Source organism: Salmonella sp. SAL-020 (assembly GCF_017372215.1).
Lineage (GTDB): Bacteria > Pseudomonadota > Gammaproteobacteria > Enterobacterales > Enterobacteriaceae > Salmonella > Salmonella enterica.
The window spans coordinates 3,386,741-3,411,639 of record NZ_CP071690.1 but is presented as its reverse complement, the minus strand read 5'-3'; the positions used below and the strand labels follow the sequence as shown (position 1 = coordinate 3,411,639).

Here is a 24,899-nt window from a genome sequence, read left to right as displayed (position 1 = left end):
AACCTGGTACTTCCCACGTCACCTTATGATTTAACTATAATCTACTCTAAAAAACTTTTCATCGTCATATTACGAAAAATTACAATTGCGTGAAAGCCGCGTGTTGCCATACTTTTTCGAATTTTAACAGTGATCGTCGGTCGCCTAAAAAGGAACCAGTTTTATTGTTTGTGTAATCATTGGGTTAACGTTTTTTAGCTTTTCAGGCTAAAACAATAGACTCTGACAGGAGAAAATAGCCAGGAATATTCTTAATATTTCTTAATTAATGGCTGAATTAAGAAATGGCCAACTTTCCTAAGAAAAGCCTTTAACGCAGTAAGGATTATACCTTTTATTAATATGGCAAAAAATAATCAATCTAACAATAAGCGTATTTTATGATTTTTGCGTAAAAAAGGCCGCTTGCGCGGCCTTATCAACAGTGAGCAAATCAGCGATGTTCTGTCGAATGACTATGCTCAATATCTTCGCTTTTACGGCTAAAGCGGCGGCGTACCACCACGAAGAAGACCGGTACGAAGAAAATAGCCAGTACGGTTGCCGTTACCATCCCGCCCAGTACGCCAGTACCTACCGCATTCTGCGCGCCGGAACCCGCGCCGGAACTGATAACCAGCGGCATAACCCCCAGCATGAACGCTAACGAGGTCATCAGAATCGGGCGCAAACGCATCCGAACGGCCTCCAGCGTCGCTTCTACCAGACCTTTCCCTTCTTTATCCATTAAGTCTTTGGCGAATTCGACGATAAGTATCGCGTTCTTCGCCGACAACCCAATGGTTGTGAGCAGGCCCACCTGGAAGTAAACGTCGTTAGTCAGTCCGCGGAAGGTCGCAGCCAGCAGCGCGCCGATAACCCCAAGCGGAACAACCAGCATTACGGAGAACGGGATAGACCAGCTCTCATACAATGCCGCCAGACACAGGAAGACGACGATCAGCGAGATAGCATACAGGGCAGGGGCCTGGTTGCCGGACAACCGCTCCTGGTAGGACATCCCGGTCCAGTCATATCCAATGCCTGACGGCAGCTTGCTGGCCAGTTCCTCCATCATCGCCATCGCTTCACCAGTACTCTTGCCTGGCGCCGCCTGACCCAGAATTTCCATCGAAGGCAGACCGTTATAGCGTTCCAGACGCGGCGAACCATATTCCCAGCGGGAAGAGGAGAATGCGGAGAACGGCACCATCTGACCATCGCTACCACGAACGTACCAGTCGTTAATATCATCCGGCAACATGCGGTATTTCGCTTCGGACATCACGTAAACTTTCTTCACACGACCGCGATCGATAAAGTCGTTTACATAGCTGCCGCCCCATGCTGCGCCCAGTGTGGTATTAATGTCGCTAATAGACACGCCCAGCGCCTGAGCTTTTTCCTGGTCGATATCGATTTTAAACTGCGGCGTATCTTCCAGACCGTTAGGTCGAACGCCGACCAGCAGATCAGGATATTTCGCCACCTCGCCGAACAACTGATTACGTGCCTGGGTGAGTTTTTCATGACCAAGTCCCGCCTGGTCAATCAACTCGAAGTCAAACCCGGTTGCGGTGCCCAGTTCAACAATCGCCGGTAGGTTAAAGGCGAAGACCATCGCATCTTTAATTTGTGAAAACGCTGCGGTTGCCCGCTGGGTAATCGCTTCAACCTTGTTTTTTTCGCCTGGACGATCGGCCCAGTCTTTCAACGACACGAATGCAATACCGGTATTCTGACCGCGCCCTGCAAAACCGAAGCCGTTGACGGCGAATACCGATTCAACGTTGGCTTTCTCTTTGTTCAGATAGTAATCCGTGACCTCATCCAGCACTTTTTGCGTGCGCTCTTGCGTCGCGCCGGCGGGGAGCTGGACCATTGTCAGGAATACGCCCTGGTCTTCATCCGGCAAGAAAGAGCTTGGCAGACGAACGAACAGATAAGCCATACCGACGACGATAATGAGATAGAGCAGCAGATAACGCCCGGTGCTGCGCAGAATATTGCCTACGCTATCGGTGTAGTGATGCGTGCTCTTATCAAACAGGCGGTTAAACCAGCCGAAAAAGCCTTTTTTCCCTTCGCCATGATCGCCTTTGGCGACGGGTTTGAGCATCGTCGCGCACAGCGCAGGCGTCAGGATCAGCGCGACCAGCACCGACAGCGCCATCGCCGATACGATGGTGATAGAGAACTGACGATAAATTGCCCCGGTTGAGCCGCCAAAGAAGGCCATCGGAATAAATACCGCCGACAGTACCATCGCGATACCCACCAATGCGCCCTGAATCTGGCCCATGGATTTGCGCGTCGCTTCCTTCGGCGGAAGGCCTTCTTCCGTCATAACACGTTCGACGTTCTCGACCACCACGATGGCGTCATCCACCAGCAAGCCGATGGCGAGCACCATCCCGAACATCGTCAGCGTGTTTATCGAGAAACCGAATGCCGCAAGCACGGCAAAGGTTCCCAACAACACCACCGGAACCGCAATAGTCGGAATCAACGTCGCGCGGAAGTTCTGCAGGAACAGGTACATCACCAGGAACACGAGGATAATCGCTTCGACCAGCGTTTTTACCACTTCATGAATAGAGATCTTCACGAACGGCGTGGTGTCATACGGGTAGACGATTTTCATCCCTGGCGGGAAGAACGGTTCCATTTTTTTCAGTTCGGCGCGAATAGCGGTAGCGGTATCCAGCGCGTTGGCGCCGGTAGCCAGTTTGATGCCAAGACCTGACGCTGGCTGACCGTTAAATTTCGCGATGACGTCGTAGTTCTCGCCGCCAAGCTCAATTTTCGCTACATCCCGCAGACGAACCTGGGAGCCATCCTGATTCACTTTCAGCAGGATTTTGCCAAACTCATCCGTTGAGGTCAGACGCGTTTGGGCAATAATCGATGCGTTAAGCTGCTGGCCTTTTACCGGCGGCGTACCACCGAGCTGACCTGCCGCGACCTGGGCGTTCTGCGCTTTGATCGCGTTAATCACGTCGACCGGCGTCAGTTGGTATTTGGTCAGCTCTGTCGGATTCATCCAGATACGCATCGCATACTGCGAACCAAACAGCTGAACGTCGCCCACCCCAGAGGTACGGCTGATCGGATCTTTCATATTGGCGGCAACGTAATCCGAAATATCCTCCTGGGTCATGGTGCCGTCGGTGTTAATGACGCCCACTACCATCAGGAAGCTACTTGAGGACTTCTCAACGCTCACGCCCTGTTGCTGTACTTCCTGGGGAAGTAAAGGCATTGCCAGTTGCAACTTGTTCTGAACCTGAACCTGCGCGATATCCGCATCGGTGCCGGATTCAAAGGTCAGCGTGATCTGCACGGTCCCCGTGGAGTCACTGTTGGAGGACATATACATCAGGTTATCGATACCGTTCATATTCTGTTCGATAACCTGCGTGACGGTATCCTGTACCGTTTTCGCATCAGCGCCAGGGTAGGTTGCGGAGATCGTCACTGCTGGTGGCGCAATCGTCGGATATTGCGCTACCGGCAATTTGAGGATCGCGAGCCCCCCTGCCAACATGATGATGATGGCGATCACCCACGCAAATATAGGGCGATCGATAAAGAAATTAGGCATGTCTTAACGGCTCCTGTTTAAGTTAAGACCTGGGCTGAGCAGGTTGATCACCGCTTGCGGCTTGCTGTTTGTTATCCGCGGTAATTTCCTGCACTTTAACCTGTGCGCCAGGACGTACTTTTTGCAGCCCGCTGACGACTACGCGGTCGCCCGCTTTCAACCCGTCAGTCACCAGCCACTTATCGCCGATCGCCTGGCTTGCGACGATTTGGCGGGTTTCCACTTTGTTATCAGCGCCAACCACCAGCACCGTGGCATCGCCGCGTGGAGTACGGGTAACGCCCTGTTGTGGAACCAGTAATGCCGTCGGTTTTGTCCCTTCCTGCAGACGTGCGCGAACGAACATTCCTGGCAATAAGGTGTGATCCGGGTTAGGGAAGATGGCGCGCAAAGTAATAGACCCGGTGGTTTGGTCAACGGTCACGTCGGAGAACTCAAGCGTACCGGACTGCGGGAATTTGATACCGTCGCTGGTCACCAGATCGACCTTCGCTTTGCCGTTTTCCTGTTTCAGCGAACCATTTGCCAGCTCCTGCTTCAGGCGCAGGAAGTCATTGCTGGACTGGGTCACATCGACATAAATAGGGTCCAGCTGCTGCACTGTCGCCAGCGCCGACGCCTGACCGTTCTGTACCAGCGCGCCTTCCGTTACGGACGACTTACCAATACGACCGCTAATCGGCGAGGTGACTTTGGTATACGCCAGGTTGATACGTGCGGTTTCAACGGCGGCTTTTGCTGCGACAACGGCGGCAGTCGCTTGTTGCGCGTCAGCCAGCGCCTGATCGTATTCCTGCTTACTGATGTACTGCGTACCCAGCAGCTTTTGATAACGCTTCACCGTCAGTTCAGCGATATTCGCGGCGGCCTGCGCTTTTGCCAGATCGCCCTTAGCGCTGTCGTAAGTCGCCTGGTAGGTCGCAGGATCAATCTGATAGAGAGAGACTCCCGCTTCGATATCACTTCCCTCAACGAAATTACGCTTCAGGATAATGCCGCTTACCTGTGGGCGAACTTCGGCGATACGGTAAGCAACGGTACGACCCGGAAGTTCAGTTGTGATTTGCAGTGGTTCCGTTTTTAGTGTGACAACTCCAACTTCTGGCATCTGCTGGCCGCCTTGCTGGTCCTGTTTGTCGTCACATCCTGTTAGCGCTAAGCTGCCTGAGAGCATCAGAACGACCGCCAGAGGCGTTAACCCTCTGTTTTTGTTCATATGTAAACCTCGAGTGTCCGATTTCAAATTGGTCAATGGTCAAAGGTCCTTAAACCCATTGCTGCGTTTATATTATCGTCGTGCTATGGTACATACATCCATAAATGTATGTAAATCTAACGCCTGTAAATTCACCGACATATGGCACGAAAAACCAAACAACAAGCGCTGGAGACACGACAACACATCCTGGATGTGGCCCTGCGTTTGTTCTCGCAGCAAGGCGTATCAGCAACCTCGCTGGCGGAGATTGCGAACGCTGCTGGCGTGACGCGCGGCGCAATCTATTGGCATTTCAAAAATAAGTCGGATTTATTCAGTGAGATCTGGGAGCTATCAGAATCCAATATTGGTGAGCTTGAGATTGAGTATCAGGCAAAATTCCCCGACGATCCACTATCTGTATTAAGAGAAATTTTAGTTCATATTCTTGAAGCTACTGTAACAGAAGAACGACGCCGCTTATTGATGGAGATTATATTCCATAAATGTGAGTTTGTCGGAGAAATGGTTGTGGTTCAACAGGCGCAACGTAGCCTTTGTCTGGAAAGTTACGATCGGATTGAACAAACGTTAAAACATTGTATTAATGCTAAAATGCTGCCTGAAAATCTGCTGACTCGTCGTGCGGCGATACTGATGCGCAGCTTTATTTCAGGGCTCATGGAAAACTGGTTATTTGCTCCGCAATCGTTTGATTTAAAAAAAGAAGCTCGCGCCTACGTCACGATCCTGCTGGAGATGTATCAATTGTGTCCGACGCTGCGCGCGTCGACGTTCAACGGCTCCCCCTGATAATATTCCAGGAAAACTCCTGGACATTTTCTGTGTCGCTATTCTGTTTGTTACAGGCGTGATATTCTTGCGACTCAATTATTTCCGGTCTGCTTGCCGGTTCAGACACTTCATTCTCATGACTATGTTGCAGCTTTATAAACGTTCACAGCATTTTGTTTTTATTACAATTAGCGTCCTTATTATCCTGCTGTCCTGTCAGTCTCTGGCATTTGCCCGGGGGCAAACGAATGGCGACCTGCCGTCAAAAGCGGATGTGCAAAACCAGCTGGATACGCTGAATAAGCAAAAAGATCTCTCCGCCCAGGATAAGCTCGTCCAGCAGGACCTTATTGATACGTTAGCTACGCTGGAGAAAATCGAGCGGGTAAAAGAGGAGACCGTACAGCTACGGCAGAAGGTGGCGCAGGCGCCTGAAAAAATGCGTCAGGCGACGGCTGCGTTGAATGCGCTGAGCGACGTCGATAATGATGATGAAATGCGAAAAACGCTGAGTGCGCTTTCGTTACGTCAGCTTGAGCTGCGCGTGGCGCAGGTACTGGATGATTTGCAAAATTCGCAAAACGATCTTGCCGCTTATAACAGCCAGCTTGTTTCGCTACAGACCCAGCCTGAGCGCGTGCAAAACGCCATGTATACCGCCTCACAGCAAATACAGCAAATCCGTAACCGTCTGGACGGCAATAACGTCGGCGAAGCCGCGCTTCGCCCCAGCCAACAGGTGTTATTACAGGCACAACAGGCGCTGCTTAATGCGCAGATCGACCAGCAACGTAAGAGTCTTGAAGGAAATACCGTTTTGCAGGACACCCTGCAAAAACAGCGGGATTACGTGACGGCCAACAGTAATCGCCTTGAACATCAGCTTCAACTTTTACAGGAGGCGGTCAACAGTAAACGACTTACGCTAACGGAAAAAACGGCCCAGGAGGCCATTTCGCCGGACGAAACGGCGCGTATCCAGGCGAACCCGCTGGTAAAACAGGAACTGGATATTAACCATCAACTCAGCCAGCGTCTGATTGTCGCGACCGAAAACGGCAATATGTTGATGCAGCAAAACATTAAAGTAAAAAACTGGCTCGATCGCGCGCTGCAGTCGGAAAGAAATATCAAAGAACAGATTGCCGTCTTAAAAGGCAGCCTGTTGCTGTCGCGTATTCTTTATCAACAGCAGCAAACCCTGCCCTCCGCCGACGAACTCGAAGATATGACCAACCGCATTGCGGATTTGCGTCTGGAGCAGTTTGAAATCAACCAGCAGCGTGATGCCTTATTCCAAAGCGATGCCTTTGTCGACAAGCTGGAGGAGGGGCATACCAGCGAGGTGAATGATGAAGTTCATGATGCGTTGCTTCAGGTGGTGGAGATGCGCCGTGAGCTATTGGATCAGCTAAATAAACAGTTGGGTAACCAGCTGATGATGGCGATTAACCTGCAAGTTAACCAGCAGCAGTTGATGAGCGTCTCGAAAAATCTGAAAGCCATTCTGACGCAGCAGATTTTTTGGGTGAACAGTAACCGCCCTATGGACTGGGACTGGCTTAAAGCGTTCCCCCAAACGTTAAAAGAGCAATTCAGCGCCATGAAAATCACGGTGAACTGGCAAAAAGCCTGGCCCGCGGTATTTATTGCTTTTTTGGCCGGGTTGCCGCTCTTGCTCATCGCCGGTTTAATCCGCTGGCGTCTGAAATGGTTAAAAGCGTATCAACAGAAGCTGGCCGCCGCCGTGGGAGCGTTGCGTAACGATAGTCAGCTCAATACGCCAAAAGCTATTCTGATCGATCTGATCCGCGCGCTGCCGGTGTGCCTGATTATCCTCGCGCTTGGACTGATCCTGCTGACCATGCAGCTAAATATCAGCGATCTGCTCTGGGCCTTTAGTAAAAAGCTCGCAATGTTCTGGCTGGTCTTTGGGCTGTGCTGGAAGGTGCTGGAAAAAGAGGGCGTGGCAATACGCCATTTCGGTATGCCAGCGCAGTTGACCAGCCACTGGCGTCGCCAGATTGTACGCATTAGCCTCGCATTGCTGCCGCTGCACTTTTGGTCTGTGGTGGCGGAGTTGTCGCCGCTGAATCTGATGGATGACGTGCTGGGGCAGGCGGTTATTTTCCTCAATCTGCTGGTCATAACATTGCTGGTGTGGCCACTGTGCCGGGAAAGCTGGCGCGATAAAGAATCTCACGGCATTCGACTGGTGACCGTGACGATTCTTTCCATTATTCCGGTGGCGTTAATGGTATTAACGGCGACCGGCTATTTCTATACCACCCTGCGCCTGGCGGGGCGCTGGATTGAAACCGTCTATCTGGTCATTATCTGGAACCTGCTTTATCAAACGGTGCTGCGCGGGTTAAGCGTAGCGGCGCGCCGGATTGCCTGGCGACGCGCGCTGGCTCGTCGTCAGAACCTGGTAAAAGAGGGAGCGGAAGGCGCGGAGCCACAGGAAGAACCCGCCATCGCGTTGGAGCAGATTAACCAGCAAACATTACGTATCACGATGCTGCTAATGCTTGCCCTGTTCGGCGTTATGTTCTGGGCGATTTGGTCCGATTTGATCACCGTATTCAGCTATCTTGATAGCATCACGCTGTGGCACTACAACGGCTCCGAAGCTGGCGCTGCGGTGGTGAAAAGCGTGACGATGGGCAGCTTGCTATTCGCCATTATTGCCGCGATGGTGGCCTGGGCGCTCATCCGCAACTTACCCGGCCTGTTGGAAGTGCTGGTGCTTTCACGTCTGAATATGCGCCAGGGGGCTTCGTATGCGATCACCACGATCCTTAACTACGTCATTATCGCTGTTGGCGCGATGACAGTATTCGGATCGCTCGGCGTCTCGTGGGATAAACTCCAGTGGCTGGCGGCGGCGTTGTCGGTGGGTCTCGGTTTTGGGCTACAGGAGATCTTCGGTAACTTTGTCTCGGGTTTAATCATCCTCTTCGAACGTCCGGTACGCATTGGCGATACGGTAACGATCGGCACCTATTCCGGCACGGTCAGTAAGATTCGTATTCGCGCCACCACTATTACCGATTTTGATCGTAAAGAAGTGATCATTCCGAACAAAGCATTCGTAACGGAGCGGCTGATTAACTGGTCCCTCTCCGATACCACGACACGTCTGGTGATCCGGCTTGGCGTGGCTTATGGCTCGGATCTGGAGAAAGTGAAAAGAGTCCTGCTACAGGCGGCGATGGAGCATCCGAAGGTGATGCACGATCCGGAACCTGCCGTATTCTTCACCACCTTTGGCGCCAGCACTCTGGATCATGAACTGCGTCTGTATGTGCGTGAATTGCGCGATCGTAGCCATACGGTGGATGAACTGAACCGCGCGATCGATCGACTGTGCCGTGAAAATGATATCAATATCGCCTTTAACCAGCTTGAGGTGCATCTGCATAACGCGAAGGGCGACGAAGTCACTGAAGTGAAGCGCGATCTCAACGGCGGCGATCTGGCGCCTACGGCAAGCTAAAAGGCGGTGGGCCGCGCGCTTTATGAGTGCGCGCGGCGCCGCTAATGCGACAGCGTAGAAAGCTCTTCCGGCGTAATGCCGGTGACGCTGGCGATGAGCCCGGGTTCCAGCCCGTTGGCAAGCATTTTGCGGGCAATAGCGCGCGCTTCGGCCTCTCGGCCTTGTGCTAACCCTTGCTCAAGGCCTTTTTGCAGGCCCTTTTGCAACCCTTCCGTTCGGCCTTTTTCTTCCAGCCATTCCGCTATTGTCATCAGTTGTTCCTTATACTGCGGCGCGCCCTGCGCCAGTTGACGAATTAGCGCCCCGGGTTCTGCGGCGTTTCCTGCTTTCAACATATAGTTGATCAACACACTGAGCTGCGTGTCCGTCAAATGATCCTGCGTTAAAAGCGTGATAAGGGGGTCGAGCAGTTCGCTTAAATCGCGTTGACGAATATGTTTTTGCAGGAGCTCTAACATCGCTATCCGCCGATGCTGCAAAAGCTGATTATCCGGCATTGTCGTCAGGTCGACCAGCGCAAATTCGCAGCTGTATAAGGCCTTCGCCATATCCGGTTTCACAAACATATTATGCCAGTTAAGGCTATAGGGCCACGGGCTTTCCGGACCGTGATAAAAGAGGATTGGTACCACCAGCGGCAAGGTATCATGACCGGCATCCAGATGACGCTGCATGGCGGCAATGGCGTACCGCATCAGGCGAAAAGCCATCAGCCGGTCTGATTTGCTCTGATGTTCAATGAGCGCGTAAACATACCCTGGGCCGTGTTGGGTATGCAGAGAGTAGAGAATATCTGAATAGCGGCTGCGTAAATTGTCTTCAACAAAACTCCCTGACTCCAGCTTCAGTGAATCCAGATCGCAGATTGCAAGAAAGGCTTCTGGCAAGTGGATAGCCAGAAAGTCGCGGGCGACCTCTTTTTGCATCAGCATTTGTCGAAATACCGCATCGTGCGGCGTGGTGGGTAGACGTTCCATGACCTGTCCCTTGTTGCCTGACTGTAGCGACCACTCTGTCAGCGACAACGAGGACAAACCAGAGGGCAATTACTCTGTTTGCGAGTCGTCTTCCGTACTTTTTAACTTGTTTTCATAATCTCGCATAACTATTTCCAGCGCGCGTAGCACCGTTCGTGCCGGTAAGCGATTCTCTTCAAGCAGCACAATTAAATCCACGGCCAGTTTGACTTCATCAGGGGCATTTTCAAGCGACATACTTTCTCCAGGGTTAGCGGGTTAAACGCGCCAGTACGTTTTCTATTTTCTCCAGCGCATGTCGGCAACGCGCCAGCCGTCCTTCATAGATCTCGACTTCCTTTTGCAGCGTTTGTTGTTCGACAAGGCCGGTCGCCTGCGCCAGACGAATTTTGCGCTCCTGTGTCATCGCCAGTAGTCGACGTTCAAACTCCTGATGCTGTATTCGTCTGCGCTGCCAACGGCCAAGCCCTGGCGCGGCGGCGTCCCACTGGCGCAGCGACCAGGCGGCGGTTTCATGCGATATCGCCTCCAGTTGCGAAGCCAGATGTTCTGCCAGCCAGGCGACTTGCGGCAGTTGCTCATGTTTTACCGCCTGACGCAACGCGGCGAGATTGGCGTCAGCCTCTTCCAGATATCCCTGCAACAGAGTACTGCGGGTACGGAAAAGATGTCGGTCAAAGCGCGCGCTTAACGTCGCATGTTGCGCCAGCGGCGCGCAGCGTTGGCGTAGCGTCGCCAGCCTCTCTTCCAGCGTCTGTAACAGCATAGCGGTTTTCAATTCAACACCCCGATGAAAATAAGACAGGCTGTGCTACAGTAGCCTTCTGTTTGATAACGATTCGCATTATGCAACGTACTATTTTAATCATCATTGGCTGGCTGGCGGTAGTATTAGGGACATTGGGCGTGGTTTTGCCTCTGTTGCCGACAACGCCGTTCATTTTACTGGCGGCCTGGTGTTTCGCCCGCTCGTCGCCTCGTTTCCATGCTTGGTTGTTATACCGCTCATGGTTTGGCGGTTATCTGCGCCACTGGCAGCGCTATCGGGCCATGCCGCCGGGAGCGAAACCGCGAGCGATCGCGTTGATATTGCTGACCTTTGGTATTTCGCTGTGGCTGGTGAATATGATGTGGGTGCGGGTGCTGCTGTTGGTTATTTTGGCCTGTCTGCTGATCTTTATGTGGCGGATACCGGTGATTGATGAAAAGCAACAAAAGCGCTGAAGCACACGAATCGCTGTTGCAATTGTCGTTCACAGCCAGTAAATTCGACCGTTTTCGAGCACAGGCGCAGGCGGTCAAAGAGTAACCGAGCGTTACCCCTGACCGAAAAGTATTGCGCCGTGAGTAACACCGTACTTAGCAGGCATATATCCATGACCGCGACTGCACAGCAGCTTGAGTTTCTCAAAAACAGCATCAAAAGCATTCAGGATTACCCGAAACCGGGCATTCTTTTCCGTGATGTCACCAGCTTACTGGAAGACCCGAAAGCCTACGCGCTCAGTATTGAACTGTTGGTTGAGCGTTATAAAAATGCGGGTATCACCAAAGTGGTCGGCACCGAAGCGCGTGGCTTCCTGTTTGGCGCGCCGGTTGCGCTTGGGCTGGGCGTTGGTTTTGTTCCGGTACGTAAACCGCGCAAATTACCGCGTGAAACTATTGCCGAGACCTATGAATTAGAGTACGGCACCGATCAGCTGGAAATTCATGTCGACGCGATTAAACCTGGCGACAACGTGCTGGTCGTGGACGATCTGCTGGCGACTGGCGGCACCATTGAGGCGACCGTGAAGCTGATCCGTCGTCTGGGCGGGAAAGTCACCGATGCGGCGTTCATCATCAATTTGTTCGATCTGGGCGGCGAGCAGCGTCTGGAAAAGCAGGGGATTACCTGTTATAGCCTGGTGCCGTTTCCGGGGCATTGATTCAGGCTATTCGCACTGCTATTTTAGCCAGAGAGACAACCTCGCTGTATCGGCGAGGTTGTGTTAGCATTACCCTTCTATGAATCCACCTTCCAGCGTTTCAGAGCCTGCCAATGAGTTATCAGGTCTTAGCCAGAAAATGGCGCCCACAAACCTTTGCTGACGTCGTCGGCCAGGAACATGTGCTGACCGCACTGGCGAACGGCTTGTCGTTAGGGCGCATTCATCACGCATATCTTTTTTCCGGCACGCGCGGCGTCGGTAAAACCTCTATCGCCCGACTGCTGGCGAAGGGGCTGAACTGCGAAACCGGCATTACCGCGACGCCGTGCGGCGTTTGCGATAACTGTCGGGAAATTGAGCAAGGGCGTTTTGTCGATCTCATTGAGATTGACGCCGCATCGCGTACCAAAGTCGAAGACACCCGCGACCTGCTGGATAATGTCCAGTACGCGCCTGCGCGCGGTCGCTTTAAAGTCTATCTGATCGATGAAGTCCACATGCTGTCGCGCCACAGCTTTAATGCGCTACTTAAAACGCTTGAAGAGCCGCCAGCGCATGTGAAATTTTTACTGGCGACCACCGATCCGCAGAAGCTGCCGGTGACCATTTTGTCGCGCTGCCTACAGTTTCATCTCAAAGCGCTGGATGTTGAACAGATTCGCCATCAGCTTGAGCATATTCTCAATGAGGAACATATCGCTCACGAACCCCGCGCGTTGCAGTTGTTATCGCGTGCGGCTGACGGCAGCCTGCGCGATGCATTAAGTCTGACTGACCAGGCGATCGCCAGCGGCGACGGGCAGGTTTCGACGCAGGCGGTAAGCGCCATGCTCGGTACGCTGGACGACGACCAGGCTTTGTCATTAGTCGAGGCGGTGGTTGACGCTAACGGCGAACGCGTCATGTCGCTTATCAACGAGGCGGCGGCGCGCGGTATTGAATGGGAAGCGCTGCTGGTCGAAATGCTTAGCCTGCTGCACCGTATTGCGATGGTGCAACTTTCGCCTGCCGCGTTAGGCAGCGATATGGCGGCTATCGAGCAACGGATGCGCGAACTTGCCCGGACGGTGCCTCCCGGCGATCTTCAGCTCTATTATCAGACGTTGTTGATTGGTCGCAAAGAATTGCCCTGGGCGCCGGACCGGCGGATGGGCGTTGAAATGACGTTACTGCGTGCACTGGCGTTTCACCCGCGTATGCCCTTGCCGGAGCCTGAAACGCCGCGGCAGTCTTTTGCGCCCGTGGCCCCAACGGCGGTAATGACGCCGCCGCAGGTGCAGCAGTCGTCGGCGCCCGCGCCGCAGACATCGCCAGCGCCGCTGCCGGCGTCTACCAGTCAGGTGCTGGCGGCGCGCAATCAGCTACAGCGCGCGCAGGGAGTAACCAAAACAAAAAAGAGTGAACCGGCAGCCGCATCCCGCGCGCGGCCGGTGAATAACTCTGCGCTGGAGCGGCTGGCCTCGGTTTCGGAGCGCGTACAGGCGCGCCCGGCGCCGTCTGCGCTGGAAACGGCGCCAGTAAAGAAAGAGGCTTATCGCTGGAAGGCCACCACGCCGGTAGTACAAACCAAAGAAGTGGTGGCTACGCCAAAAGCGCTTAAGAAAGCTCTGGAGCATGAAAAAACGCCGGAGCTGGCGGCTAAACTGGCGGCGGAAGCGATTGAGCGCGATCCGTGGGCGGCGCAGGTAAGTCAGCTTTCTTTGCCTAAGCTGGTGGAGCAGGTGGCGCTTAATGCCTGGAAGGAACAGAACGGCAACGCGGTTTGTCTGCATCTGCGCTCGACGCAGCGGCACCTCAATTCCAGCGGCGCGCAGCAAAAGCTGGCGCAAGCGCTCAGCGATCTGACGGGAACGACGGTTGAACTGACCATCGTTGAAGATGATAATCCCGCGGTGCGTACGCCGCTGGAATGGCGTCAGGCCATTTATGAAGAGAAACTCGCGCAAGCGCGTGAGTCAATTATTGCGGATAATAACATTCAGACGCTGCGTCGATTCTTCGACGCCGAGCTGGATGAAGAGAGTATCCGCCCCATTTGATCGTAAGCCTGGCTTGCGATTGTGAACCATCAAGAGAGAGAGCTTATGTTTGGAAAAGGCGGTCTGGGCAATCTGATGAAGCAGGCCCAGCAGATGCAGGAAAAAATGCAGAAAATGCAGGAAGAGATTGCGCAGCTGGAAGTGACCGGCGAATCCGGCGCGGGTCTGGTGAAGGTTACCATCAACGGCGCGCATAACTGCCGCCGCGTGGAAATTGACCCAAGCCTGCTGGAAGATGACAAAGAGATGCTGGAAGATCTGGTCGCTGCGGCCTTCAACGATGCGGCGCGCCGCATTGAAGAGACTCAAAAAGAGAAGATGGCTTCCGTCTCTTCCGGTATGCAATTGCCGCCAGGCTTTAAGATGCCATTCTGATGCAAACCAGTCCGCTGTTAACTCAGCTTATGGAAGCGTTGCGCTGCCTTCCGGGCGTCGGCCCTAAGTCGGCGCAGCGGATGGCGTTTACCCTGTTGCAGCGCGATCGCAGCGGCGGAATGCGCCTGGCGCAGGCGCTGACCCGGGCGATGTCGGAAATCGGCCACTGCGCCGACTGCCGCACCTTTACCGAGCAGGATGTCTGTAATATCTGTTCGAACCCGCGGCGTCAGGAAAACGGCCAGATTTGCGTGGTGGAGAGTCCTGCGGATATCTACGCCATTGAGCAGACCGGGCAATTTTCCGGGCGGTATTTCGTGCTGATGGGCCACCTGTCGCCGCTGGACGGCATCGGGCCGGATGATATCGGTCTCGATCGTCTGGAACAGCGGCTGGCGTCAGAAAAAATCAGCGAGCTGATCCTCGCGACCAACCCGACGGTTGAAGGAGAGGCTACCGCAAACTATATTGCCGAGCTGTGCGCGGAGGCCGGCGTCGAAGCCAGTCGTATCGCCCACGGCGTGCCGGTTGGCGGCGAACTGGAGATGGTCGACGGTACGACGCTGTCCCACTCGCTGGCGGGACGCCATAAGATTATTTTCTGAACAAACGGAGGCGGCATTCGCGGCCTCCGCTTGAAATCACACCCGCTTGTCCCCATCTCACCCTCAACGTATTTTTACCATTAAAAATGGCATTGTTGAGGTCTATCCACATGAAAGGACAAGAAACGCGTGGTTTTCAGTCAGAAGTTAAACAGCTTCTGCACCTGATGATCCATTCTCTTTATTCCAATAAAGAAATCTTCCTGCGTGAACTCATCTCTAACGCCTCAGATGCGGCGGACAAGCTGCGTTTCCGCGCTCTGTCAAACCCGGACCTGTATGAAGGAGATGGCGAGCTGCGTGTGCGCGTCTCTTTCGATAAAGATAAGCGTACGTTGACCATTGCCGATAACGGCGTGGGGATGAATCGTGATGAGGTGATTGACCACTTAGGCACCATTGCCAAGTCCGGCACCAAATCTTTCCTCGAATCAATGGGGTCCGATCAGGCGAAAGATAGCCAGCTCATCGGTCAGTTTGGCGTAGGCTTCTACTCCGCGTTTATTGTGGCCGATAAAGTGACCGTACGTACCCGTGCAGCAGGCGACAAGCCGGAAAATGGCGTGTTCTGGGAATCGGCAGGCGAAGGCGAATACACCGTTGCCGATATCACCAAAAATGACCGTGGTACGGAAATCACCTTACACCTGCGTGAAGGCGAAGATGAATTCCTCGATGACTGGCGCGTACGCTCAATTATCAGTAAATATTCCGATCACATCGCATTGCCGGTAGAGATTGAAAAACGGGAAGAAAAAGACGGCGAAACCGTGATTTCCTGGGAGAAAATCAACAAGGCCCAGGCGTTGTGGACCCGTAACAAGTCGGAAATTAAAGACGACGAGTACAACGAGTTTTACAAGCACATCGCGCATGATTTCACCGATCCGCTGACCTGGAGCCACAACCGCGTGGAAGGTAAGCAGGAGTACACCAGCCTGCTGTATATCCCGTCGCAGGCGCCGTGGGATCTGTGGAACCGCGATCACAAACATGGTTTGAAGCTGTACGTACAGCGCGTGTTCATTATGGACGATGCCGAGCAGTTCATGCCGAACTATCTGCGTTTCGTGCGCGGCCTGATTGATTCTAATGACCTGCCGTTGAACGTCTCCCGTGAAATCCTGCAGGACAGCACGGTAACGCGTAATCTGCGCAGCGCCCTAACCAAACGCGTTCTGCAAATGCTGGAAAAACTGGCGAAAGACGACGCGGAAAAATACCAAACCTTCTGGAAACAGTTTGGTCTGGTGCTGAAAGAAGGCCCGGCGGAAGATCACGCCAACCAGGAAGCGATCGCTAAACTGTTGCGCTTTGCCTCCACCCATACCGACTCTTCCGCCCAGACCGTGTCGCTGGAAGATTACGTCTCCCGGATGAAAGAAGGGCAGGAAAAAATCTACTACATCACCGCAGACAGCTATGCGGCGGCGAAAAACAGCCCGCACCTGGAACTGCTGCGTAAGAAAGGCATCGAAGTGCTGCTGCTCTCCGATCGCATCGACGAGTGGATGATGAACTACCTGACCGAGTTTGACGGTAAAGCATTCCAGTCGGTCGCTAAAGCCGATGAGTCCATCGAAAAACTGGCGGATGAAGTCGACGAAAACGCGAAAGAAGCGGAAAAGGCGCTTGAGCCGTTCGTGGAGCGTGTCAAAACCCTGCTGGGCGATCGCGTGAAAGAGGTGCGTCTGACGCATCGTTTAACCGACACGCCGGCGATTGTCACCACCGATGCGGATGAAATGAGCACCCAGATGGCGAAACTGTTCGCCGCGGCCGGTCAGTCCGTGCCGGAAGTGAAATACATCTTTGAGCTCAACCCGGATCATGTGCTGGTTAAACGCACTGCCGATACCGAGGATGAAGCGCAGTTTAAAGAGTGGGTCGAGCTGCTGCTGGATCAGGCGCTGTTCGCTGAACGCGGTACGCTGGAAGATCCGAACCAGTTTATCCGCCGTATGAACCAGTTGCTGGTGTCCTGATAACGCTCATCTGATTGCCGGATAGCGACGCGAAGCATCTTATCCGGCCTACGGACGGGTACTGTTTTGTGACTGCCGGATGGCGACGTGAAACGTCTTATCCGGCCTACGGACGAGTACTGTTTTGTGACTGCCGGATGGCGACGCGAAGCATCTTATCCGGCCTACGGGCGAGTACTGTTTGTAGGCCGGATAAGCGCCAGCGCCATCCGGCATTTTTTATAATACCTTCTCTTTTCTCGATTTCTCTTCGTTAACCGTTTCAGCATCAGGCGGCTTCCTTGAGCGAAATGCGTGATGGTGGTATCGTTTAGCGCTTTTTAAAAAATATCGACAACCTTTGAGGGGATTTTCGTAATGCGTATTATTCTGCTTGGCGCTCCGGGCGCGGGTAAAGGAACTCAGGCTCAGTTCATCATGGAGAAATATGGTATTCCGCAAATCTCCACTGGCGATATGCTGCGCGCCGCAGTGAAATCAGGCTCCGAGTTGGGCAAACAGGCGAAAGATATCATGGACGCCGGTAAACTGGTGACCGATGAACTGGTGATTGCGCTGGTTAAAGAGCGTATCGCCCAGGAAGACTGCCGTAACGGTTTTCTGCTGGATGGTTTCCCGCGCACGATCCCGCAGGCTGACGCGATGAAAGAAGCGGGTATTGTCGTGGATTACGTGCTGGAATTCGACGTACCGGACGAACTGATCGTTGACCGCATTGTGGGCCGTCGCGTACACGCCGCCTCTGGCCGCGTTTACCACGTAAAGTTTAATCCGCCGAAAGTGGAAGGCAAAGATGACGTCACCGGCGAAGATCTGACGACCCGTAAAGACGATCAGGAAGAGACCGTTCGCAAACGTCTGGTGGAATATCATCAGATGACCGCGCCGCTGATTGGCTACTACCAGAAAGAAGCGGAAGCGGGCAACACCAAATACGCTAAAGTTGACGGTACGCAGGCCGTTGCCGACGTGCGCGCAGCGCTGGAAAAAATCCTCGGTTAATTTTTTCGCGTAGTGAACCGCTTATCAGGCCTGCCATTATCCCGCAAGCCTGATAAGCGTAGCGCCATCAGGCAATCGGTGCCGGATGGCGGCCTGAACGCCTTATCCGGCCTGCTGGTATCGTTAGCGCCATTCGGCGAATTCTCGTCTTACCTCTCGCAGCAATTAGTTCTTCTTTATCACTTTTCCGCTACAATTATCAACAATTTGAATAGATAAGAGGCGGCAATGCGTCAGACGAAAACCGGTATCCTGCTGGCTAACCTTGGCACGCCAGATGCCCCAACTCCCGAAGCGGTAAAGCGCTACCTGAAACAATTTTTAAGCGACAGACGCGTGGTGGATACTCCTCGTCTGCTGTGGTGGCCGCTGCTGCGTGGCGTTATTTTACCGCTGCGTTCGCCGCGCGTCGCGAAACTCTATCAATCTATCTGGATGGATGGCGGTTCGCCGCTCATGGTATATAGCCGCGAACAGCAACAGGCGCTGGCCGCGCGGTTGCCAGACACGCCCGTCGCGCTGGGGATGAGCTACGGTTCGCCCTCGCTGGAAAGCGCTGTCGATGAACTGTTAGCAAGCGACGTTGACCATATCGTCGTGCTGCCGTTGTACCCGCAATACTCTTGCTCAACGGTGGGCGCAGTCTGGGACGAACTGGGGCGGATACTGGCGCGTAAACGTCGTATTCCCGGTATCTCATTTATTCGCGATTACGCAGATGACAGCGCTTATATCGATGCGCTGGCGAAAAGCGCGCGTGAGTCGTTCGCCAGACACGGCGAGCCGGATGTGCTTCTGCTCTCCTATCACGGCATTCCACAACGTTATGCGGATGAAGGCGATGACTACCCGCAGCGCTGTCGCGATACCACGCGCGAACTGGTTTCCGCATTGGGACTGCCGCCGGAAAAGGTAATGATGACGTTCCAGTCGCGCTTTGGCCGTGAACCGTGGCTGACGCCGTACACCGATGAAACGCTAAAAATGTTGGGTGAAAAGGGGACTGGCCATATTCAGGTTATGTGTCCGGGATTTGCCGCGGATTGTCTGGAGACGCTGGAAGAGATAGCGGAACAGAACCGCGAGATTTTCCTTGAAGCGGGCGGTAAAAAATATGCGTACATTCCGGCGCTGAACGCGACGCCGGAACATATTGATATGATGCTGAAACTCACGGCGCCGTACCGTTAACGCGGTGTCTTCATCCTCGCCATAAAGAAGCGTGCGCCGTCCTGCAAGGCATCGTCGGCGATTGTCATCATTCGCGAATAGTGCAGGAAGGCGTGCAGTGTGCCGGGATACATTTTGTATTCGCAGGGCTGCTGGTGCGCCTGTAATGTCTTGTGCAGCAAGCGGCTGTCATCAATGAGCGGATCAAACTCCGCGCTGGCAATAAAGCAGGGCGGCACATCGCGCGTGAGATCGTTATTAAACAGACAATACCAGGGCGATTCCCGATCTTCATCGTTACGCAGATAGGCCTTTTCGTACATGTCCAGATCTTCACGCGTCAGGCCGTCCCACGCGCCGCCGAACAGACGGCGGCTTACCGAATCCTGCAACCCATACAGCCCATACCACAACAGAATCGCGATAACGTTACCGCAGCGAATGTGCTTATCACGTAGCCAGAGCGCGCTGGCAAGCGCCAGCATGGCGCCTGCGGAATCCCCGGCGAAACCGATTTTCTCCACGTTGAGCGAGTATTCATCGGCATGTTGAGAGAAGTAGCTGCATACCGCGACGGTTTCTTCAATGGCCTGCGGATAACGCGCTTGCGGCGACAGCGAATAATCAATACCGATCACGGTGCAGCCGGTATAACGCGCCAGCAGACGCATTATCCGGTCATGCGTATCCAGATTACCGAGGATAAATCCGCCGCCGTGCAGATAGTATAAGGTGGCCTGACTGGTCGGCTGCGGCGAGTAGAGCCGGGTTGTTACATCGCCATAAGGCGTAGGGACGGCGCAGGTGCGGGTGGTCATGGACGGCGCGTCGGCATTCCAGAAACGGCGCTCAAGAAGATAATACTGACGCTGGGTCTCAATATCGCCATCGGCAGGCCAGGGGGGAAGGCCTGGTTGCTGGAAGTTTACGACGGCTTTCATTTCGTCTGACAGTCGGGTGAGTACGGGAATTTTATTTTCCGGCTTCATAAAACGCTCCTTGTGAAAGTGAACCATTGTAAAAAACGCGGCTGGAGAAGCTGCGATCTCGTCGTCCGATATTGAAACGCCATCGTCCGTCGCGCGCAGCAGGGGGAATGTGCTACCATGCAGCGCTCCGTTATTCATCCGTAAGCACAATCATGAAATTTCCCGGTAAACGTAAATCCAAACACTATTTTCCCGTCAATGCGCGTGACCCGTTGTTGCAACAAATTCAGCCAGAACAGGAAACCAACGCCTCCTGGGTCGTCGGTATCGACCAGACGTTGGTGGATATTGAGGCGAAAGTGGATGACGATTTTATTACACGCTATGGATTAAGCGCCGGGCATTCTCTGGTGATAGAAGACGAGGTGGCGGAGAAGCTGTATCAGGAACTGACGCGGGAAAATCTGATCACCCATCAGTTTGCTGGCGGCACTATAGGCAATACGATGCACAATTACTCGGTACTGGCGGATGACCGTTCGGTGTTACTGGGCGTGATGTGCAGCAACATTGAGATTGGCAGCTACGCTTATCGCTACCTGTGTAATACTTCCAGCCGTACCGACCTGAATTATCTGCAAGCGGTAGATGGCCCGATTGGCCGCTGTTTCACGCTGATTGGCGAATCCGGCGAGCGTACCTTCGCTATCAGCCCCGGCCATATGAATCAGCTACGGGCGGAAAGTATTCCGGAAGCGGTGATCGCTGGCGCCTCCGCGCTGGTGTTGACCTCATATCTGGTGCGCTGTAAGCCTGGCGAACCGATGCCTGACGCGACGATGAAAGCGATCGAATACGCGAAAAAGCATAACGTGCCGGTTGTCATGACGCTGGGCACCAAATTTGTGATCGCCGATAATCCGCAGTGGTGGCAGGCGTTTCTCAAAGAGAATGTCTCGATTCTGGCAATGAATGAAGAAGAAGCGGAAGCGCTGACCGGCGAAAACGACCCGCTGCTGGCGGCGGATAAGGCGCTGGACTGGGTCGACCTGGTGTTATGCACCGCCGGGCCGATAGGGTTATATATGGCGGGCTTCACCGAAGAGGAAGCAAAACGTAAAACCCAGCATCCGCTGCTACCGGGAGCTATTGCTGAATTTAACCAGTATGAATTTAGCCGGGCAATGCGCCATAAAGATTGTATTAATCCGCTGCGCGTTTATTCGCATATTGCGCCGTATATGGGCGGGCCGGAAAAAATCATGAACACCAACGGCGCGGGCGATGGCGCGCTGGCGGCGCTGCTGCACGATATTACGGCGAACAGTTACCATCGTAGCAACGTACCGAACTCCAGTAAGCACAAATTTACCTGGCTGACTTATTCGTCGCTGGCGCAGGTGTGTAAATATGCTAACCGTGTCAGTTATCAGGTACTGAACCAGCATTCTCCGCGTCTGACACGCGGGCTGCCGGAACGTGAGGACAGCCTGGAAGAGTCGTACTGGGATCGCTAATCTGGCTTGCCCGATGGCGCTGCGCGCATCGGGCCGTCCGACAAACCCTTAACTGGCGACGACTTCACCTGCGGGCGGCGTTTCAAGCAGTTCCAGCATCGCCCGGGCAATTTCTCGCTCGCCCATCACTACCTGATTGGCTCCCCGCTCGGTAATATATTTCACTTCATCATCATAGTGCGCGCGGGCGATTATCTCGATATCAGGACTTTTTTCCCGCGCTGAGGCGACAATCTCGCCGGCTTCGTACCCGTTGGGGATGGTCAATAATAGCCAGCGGGCGCAGTCCAGATGCGCCAGATTCATAATTTCTTCGTTAGCGGCGTTGCCCAGCACGGCGCGAATCCCGCGTTCGCGCAGTTCATCCACGCGGGTACGGGACGTTTCGATAACCACCAGCGGAATCCCCGCCGCCAGTAATTTTTCTCCCAGCAGACTGCCTACGCGGCCAAAACCCACCAGCAGGGCATGATTACAGATATCCACCGGAATTTGCTTCTCTTCTTCGATAGCCTCTTCCAGAGTTTGCTCTTCCAGCGTTTCGGTTTTCGCCAGATACTTCTCCAGCAGGGTAAACAGTACGGGATTAAGCATAATCGACAAAATAGCGCCTGCCAGCACCAGGTTCTGTCCCGCTTGCGGCAGCAGGTTGAGCGCCATGCCGAGTCCGGCGAGAATAAAGGCGAACTCGCCGATTTGCGCCAGGCTGGCGGCAATGGTCAGCGCGGTTCGCGGCGAGTGGCCGAACATACGCACCAGGAAAAACGCAGCGATCGATTTACCAAAGACGATAATGGCAAGCGTCGCCAACACCGCCAGCGGCTGTTGGATCAAGACTAACGGATCGAACAACATGCCGACGGAAACAAAAAACAGGACGGCAAAGGCGTCGCGCAGCGGCAACGTATCGTGCGCCGCCCGGTGACTCAGCTCCGACTCATTAAGCACCATTCCAGCGAAGAACGCGCCCAGCGCAAAAGAGACGTCAAACAGTTCTACCGCGCCAAACGCAATGCCTAACGCCAGCGCCAGTACGGAAAGGGTAAACAATTCGCGCGAGCCGGTGGCGGCGCTGCGAGCCATAATCCACGGCACCAGGCGGCGTCCGACCAGCATCATGATGGCGATAAACGCCACCACTTTACCAATGGTTATCCCCATATCGACTGCCAGCGAGGCTATGCCGACATCGCCTTTTTCCACCATGCCGGCAACGGCGGGCAGCAAGACCAGCGTCAGTACCATCACCAGATCTTCGACAATCAGCCAGCCGATGGCGATTTGCCCGCGCTGGCTATCAAGGAGTTGCCGCTCCTCAAGCGCGCGCAGCAGGACGACGGTACTGGCGGTAGACAGACAGAGCCCAAAAACGATGCCGGTCATTAATGACCATCCCAGCACGGCGGAAAGCGCCATACCCAGCAGCGTCGCCACCGCTATCTGAGCGACAGCGCCGGGAATGGCGATAGACTTTACCGCCATCAAATCCTTCAGCGAAAAATGCAGCCCGACGCCGAACATCAATAGAATCACGCCGAGCTCCGCCAGCTCCGGCGCCAGTTTGGTATCCGCAACAAAACCCGGGGTAAAAGGTCCCGCCAGAACGCCCGCTAACAGATATCCCACCAGTGGAGAAATACGCAATTTGTTGGCAATCATGCCGAGAATAAAAGCGAGCACAAGGCCGCCGACAATGGTGGTGATAAGCGGGGTAGCGTGATGCATTCCGTCTCCTTTGGTTGCTGGACTCCAAAACTCCGGGTAATAGTTTATGACAATTTCAATCAGGATGTTTATAAAAAATGGTTGTGTTTTATAAAAAGATACGATCTGAAGGCAAAAAGAGCACGGAACGTAAAAGTGATAAGTATGGGATGGACAAAGCAAGATGGCATCAGGATGTACAGGCGGTTAAAGCGTACCTTTAACCGCCATAAAATCACGATTTATGTCGATTATCAGGTAAGAATATGGTCAGTATCCCCAGAAGCGGCAGGAAAGCACAGATTTTATAAACTAAATAGATACTGGTATGGTCGGCAATCAGCCCCAGCACCGCTGCGCCCAGGCCTCCCATCCCGAAGGCAAACCCGAAAAACAGGCCGGAAACCATACCGATGCGTCCTGGCAGCAACTCCTGGGCATACACCAGAATGGCGGAAAACGCCGACGCTAGAATAAAGCCGATAATCACCGTTAAAATCCCCGTCCAGTACAGCGTGGCGTAGGGTAAAACAAGGGTAAACGGCGCGACACCGAGAATAGAGCCCCAAATCACATATTTCCTGCCGATTTTGTCGCCCACCGGCCCGCCGATAACCGTCCCGGCAGCCACCGCAAACAGGAAGGCAAACAGATGGAGCTGCGCGTTTTGTATTGATAATCCGAATTTTTGCATCAGATAAAAGGTGTAATAGCTACTGATGCTCGCCATATAGAAATATTTCGAGAAAATGAGTAGCAATAATACGCTGACCGCCAGCACGACTTTATTGCGCGGCAGCGGGTTAGCGATTATCGCTTTTGGCTTGCCTTTCGCTATCCGGTGCTGGGCTGCATACCAGCGGCTGATCTGCGCCAGCACCACGATCGCCAGCAGCGCGGCCAGCACAAACCAGGCGACATTCCCTTTGCCATAGGGCGCGATAATCACGGCGGCCAGCAGCGGCCCCAACGAACTGCCGAAGTTACCGCCGACCTGGAAGATAGACTGCGCCAGACCATGACGTCCTCCGGAGGCCATGCGCGCCACGCGGGATGATTCCGGGTGAAAAACGGACGAGCCGGTACCCACCAGCGCCGCAGCGAGCAATACGCCGCCAAAACTTCCCGCCATTGCCAGCAGTACCAGCCCGCTCAGGGTAAAACACATGCCGACAGGCAGCGACCACGGCATGGGATACTTATCCGTCCAGTAGCCGACGACCGGTTGCAGTAGCGATGAGGCGAGCTGGAACGTCAGGGTGATCAAACCTATCTGGACGAAAGTCAGCGAAAACTCCGCCTGCAACAGGGGATAAATGGCTAAGATTAGCGACTGGATCATATCGTTCAGCAGATGGGAAAGACTGATCGCGCCCAAAATACCAAACGAAGTACGTGCTTTAGCGGCCGCTGCGGGCGCGCCGGCTAACGGCTGGGTTGGTTCACTCATGGCCATAGAAAGTCACTTAAATTTTATGCGATGTTGGAGATAGTAGGATGTGTAATTATTACTTGCCTAACATACCTGTGAAATGTGTTTGAAGGAAGTCTCAATTCTGAAAACATATTTGTCTATTATTGCAAGGAAAG

Annotated in this window: 19 protein-coding genes and 1 other annotated feature; of the genes, 11 read left to right on the top strand and 8 right to left on the bottom strand. The window is 53.8% G+C overall.

Translation table 11 applies throughout. The features are described from left to right. Window positions 1–433 precede the first annotated feature (433 nt). Both acrB and acrA read right to left on the bottom strand, forming a co-directional pair. Window positions 434–3,583 carry an efflux RND transporter permease AcrB gene (gene acrB, locus J1G48_RS16700; RefSeq protein ID WP_001132508.1) on the bottom strand — a complete coding sequence of 1,050 codons (3,150 nt, stop codon included), beginning with the start codon at window positions 3,581–3,583 and terminating at the stop codon, window positions 434–436. A 22-nt stretch (window positions 3,584–3,605) separates the two neighbouring features. Beyond that, a complete protein-coding gene (acrA, locus tag J1G48_RS16695; RefSeq protein WP_001039202.1) occupies window positions 3,606–4,799 on the bottom strand; it encodes a multidrug efflux RND transporter periplasmic adaptor subunit AcrA in 1,194 nt (397 codons plus the stop codon). Window positions 4,800–4,940: 141 nt separating this feature from the next. On the opposite strand from acrA, the gene acrR reads away from it, so the two are divergent. Together acrR and mscK are read left to right on the top strand one after the other, a co-directional pair. Next, window positions 4,941–5,594: a multidrug efflux transporter transcriptional repressor AcrR gene (acrR, locus tag J1G48_RS16690; RefSeq protein WP_000101753.1), complete on the top strand. Its 654-nt coding sequence runs from the start codon at window positions 4,941–4,943 to the stop codon at window positions 5,592–5,594. Window positions 5,595–5,712: 118 nt separating this feature from the next. After that, on the top strand, window positions 5,713–9,075 hold the full coding sequence (mscK, locus tag J1G48_RS16685) for a mechanosensitive channel MscK (RefSeq protein ID WP_000178242.1): 3,363 nt from the start codon (window positions 5,713–5,715) through the stop codon (window positions 9,073–9,075). Between the two features lie 41 nt (window positions 9,076–9,116). Here the strand turns inward: mscK and J1G48_RS16680 are convergent, their stop codons facing one another. From J1G48_RS16680 to priC, 3 genes are all read right to left on the bottom strand, one after another. Further along, window positions 9,117–10,052 carry an Rpn family recombination-promoting nuclease/putative transposase gene (locus tag J1G48_RS16680; protein WP_000440504.1) on the bottom strand — a complete coding sequence of 312 codons (936 nt, stop codon included), beginning with the start codon at window positions 10,050–10,052 and terminating at the stop codon, window positions 9,117–9,119. Window positions 10,053–10,121: 69 nt separating this feature from the next. Beyond that, window positions 10,122–10,289: a pleiotropic regulatory protein RsmS gene (rsmS, locus tag J1G48_RS16675; protein ID WP_000051161.1), complete on the bottom strand. Its 168-nt coding sequence runs from the start codon at window positions 10,287–10,289 to the stop codon at window positions 10,122–10,124. A 13-nt stretch (window positions 10,290–10,302) separates the two neighbouring features. Beyond that, a complete protein-coding gene (priC, locus tag J1G48_RS16670) occupies window positions 10,303–10,830 on the bottom strand; it encodes a primosomal replication protein N'' (protein ID WP_001676831.1) in 528 nt (175 codons plus the stop codon). 68 nt (window positions 10,831–10,898) lie between these two features. Here priC and J1G48_RS16665 point away from each other — a divergent pair, with 68 nt between their 5' ends. The 8 genes from J1G48_RS16665 to hemH all read left to right on the top strand — a co-directional run bounded on the left by J1G48_RS16665 (window position 10,899) and on the right by hemH (window position 19,180). Then, window positions 10,899–11,276 (top strand): DUF454 family protein, encoded by a 378-nt coding sequence (locus J1G48_RS16665; protein WP_001189860.1) that lies wholly within the window; start codon window positions 10,899–10,901, stop codon window positions 11,274–11,276. A gap of 152 nt (window positions 11,277–11,428) precedes the next feature. Further along, on the top strand, window positions 11,429–11,980 hold the full coding sequence (gene apt / locus J1G48_RS16660; protein WP_000127350.1) for an adenine phosphoribosyltransferase: 552 nt from the start codon (window positions 11,429–11,431) through the stop codon (window positions 11,978–11,980). A gap of 113 nt (window positions 11,981–12,093) precedes the next feature. Beyond that, a complete protein-coding gene (gene dnaX, locus J1G48_RS16655) occupies window positions 12,094–14,022 on the top strand; it encodes a DNA polymerase III subunit gamma/tau (RefSeq protein ID WP_000121974.1) in 1,929 nt (642 codons plus the stop codon). Then, window positions 13,355–13,419: a sequence feature (DnaX frameshifting element), on the top strand. (Overlaps the previous gene by 65 nt.) A 45-nt stretch (window positions 14,023–14,067) precedes the next feature. Further along, on the top strand, window positions 14,068–14,397 hold the full coding sequence (locus J1G48_RS16650; protein ID WP_000467098.1) for a YbaB/EbfC family nucleoid-associated protein: 330 nt from the start codon (window positions 14,068–14,070) through the stop codon (window positions 14,395–14,397). Beyond that, the gene (gene recR, locus J1G48_RS16645) at window positions 14,397–15,002 is read left to right on the top strand and encodes a recombination mediator RecR (RefSeq protein ID WP_001195023.1); all 606 of its coding nucleotides are present in this window, start codon (window positions 14,397–14,399) and stop codon (window positions 15,000–15,002) included. The genes J1G48_RS16650 and recR overlap by 1 nt, the downstream gene beginning before the upstream one ends. 110 nt (window positions 15,003–15,112) lie before the next feature. Next, window positions 15,113–16,987, top strand: a complete 1,875-nt coding sequence (gene htpG, locus J1G48_RS16640) for a molecular chaperone HtpG (protein ID WP_001523272.1) — start codon at window positions 15,113–15,115, stop codon at window positions 16,985–16,987. Between the two features lie 357 nt (window positions 16,988–17,344). Further along, entirely contained in the window at window positions 17,345–17,989 is a 645-nt protein-coding gene (gene adk / locus J1G48_RS16635; protein WP_001220237.1) for an adenylate kinase, read from the top strand. 228 nt (window positions 17,990–18,217) lie between these two features. Then, window positions 18,218–19,180, top strand: coding sequence for a ferrochelatase (hemH, locus tag J1G48_RS16630; RefSeq protein WP_001250083.1), 963 nt, complete (start codon window positions 18,218–18,220; stop codon window positions 19,178–19,180). Here hemH and aes read toward each other — a convergent pair. Further along, window positions 19,177–20,148, bottom strand: a complete 972-nt coding sequence (aes, locus tag J1G48_RS16625) for an acetyl esterase (protein WP_000801777.1) — start codon at window positions 20,146–20,148, stop codon at window positions 19,177–19,179. The two genes, hemH and aes, sit on opposite strands and share 4 nt — an antisense overlap. A 152-nt stretch (window positions 20,149–20,300) precedes the next feature. Between aes and gsk the strand changes: the two genes are divergently transcribed. Beyond that, window positions 20,301–21,605, top strand: coding sequence for an inosine/guanosine kinase (gsk, locus tag J1G48_RS16620; RefSeq protein ID WP_000671592.1), 1,305 nt, complete (start codon window positions 20,301–20,303; stop codon window positions 21,603–21,605). A 48-nt stretch (window positions 21,606–21,653) separates the two neighbouring features. On the opposite strand, the gene ybaL is transcribed toward gsk, so the two are convergent. Continuing rightward, complete coding sequence (gene ybaL, locus J1G48_RS16615; protein WP_000546202.1) at window positions 21,654–23,330, bottom strand: YbaL family putative K(+) efflux transporter; 1,677 nt, start codon at window positions 23,328–23,330, stop codon at window positions 21,654–21,656. Window positions 23,331–23,544: 214 nt separating this feature from the next. Beyond that, window positions 23,545–24,765 (bottom strand): MFS transporter, encoded by a 1,221-nt coding sequence (locus tag J1G48_RS16610; RefSeq protein WP_001251594.1) that lies wholly within the window; start codon window positions 24,763–24,765, stop codon window positions 23,545–23,547. Window positions 24,766–24,899: the final 134 nt, after the last annotated feature.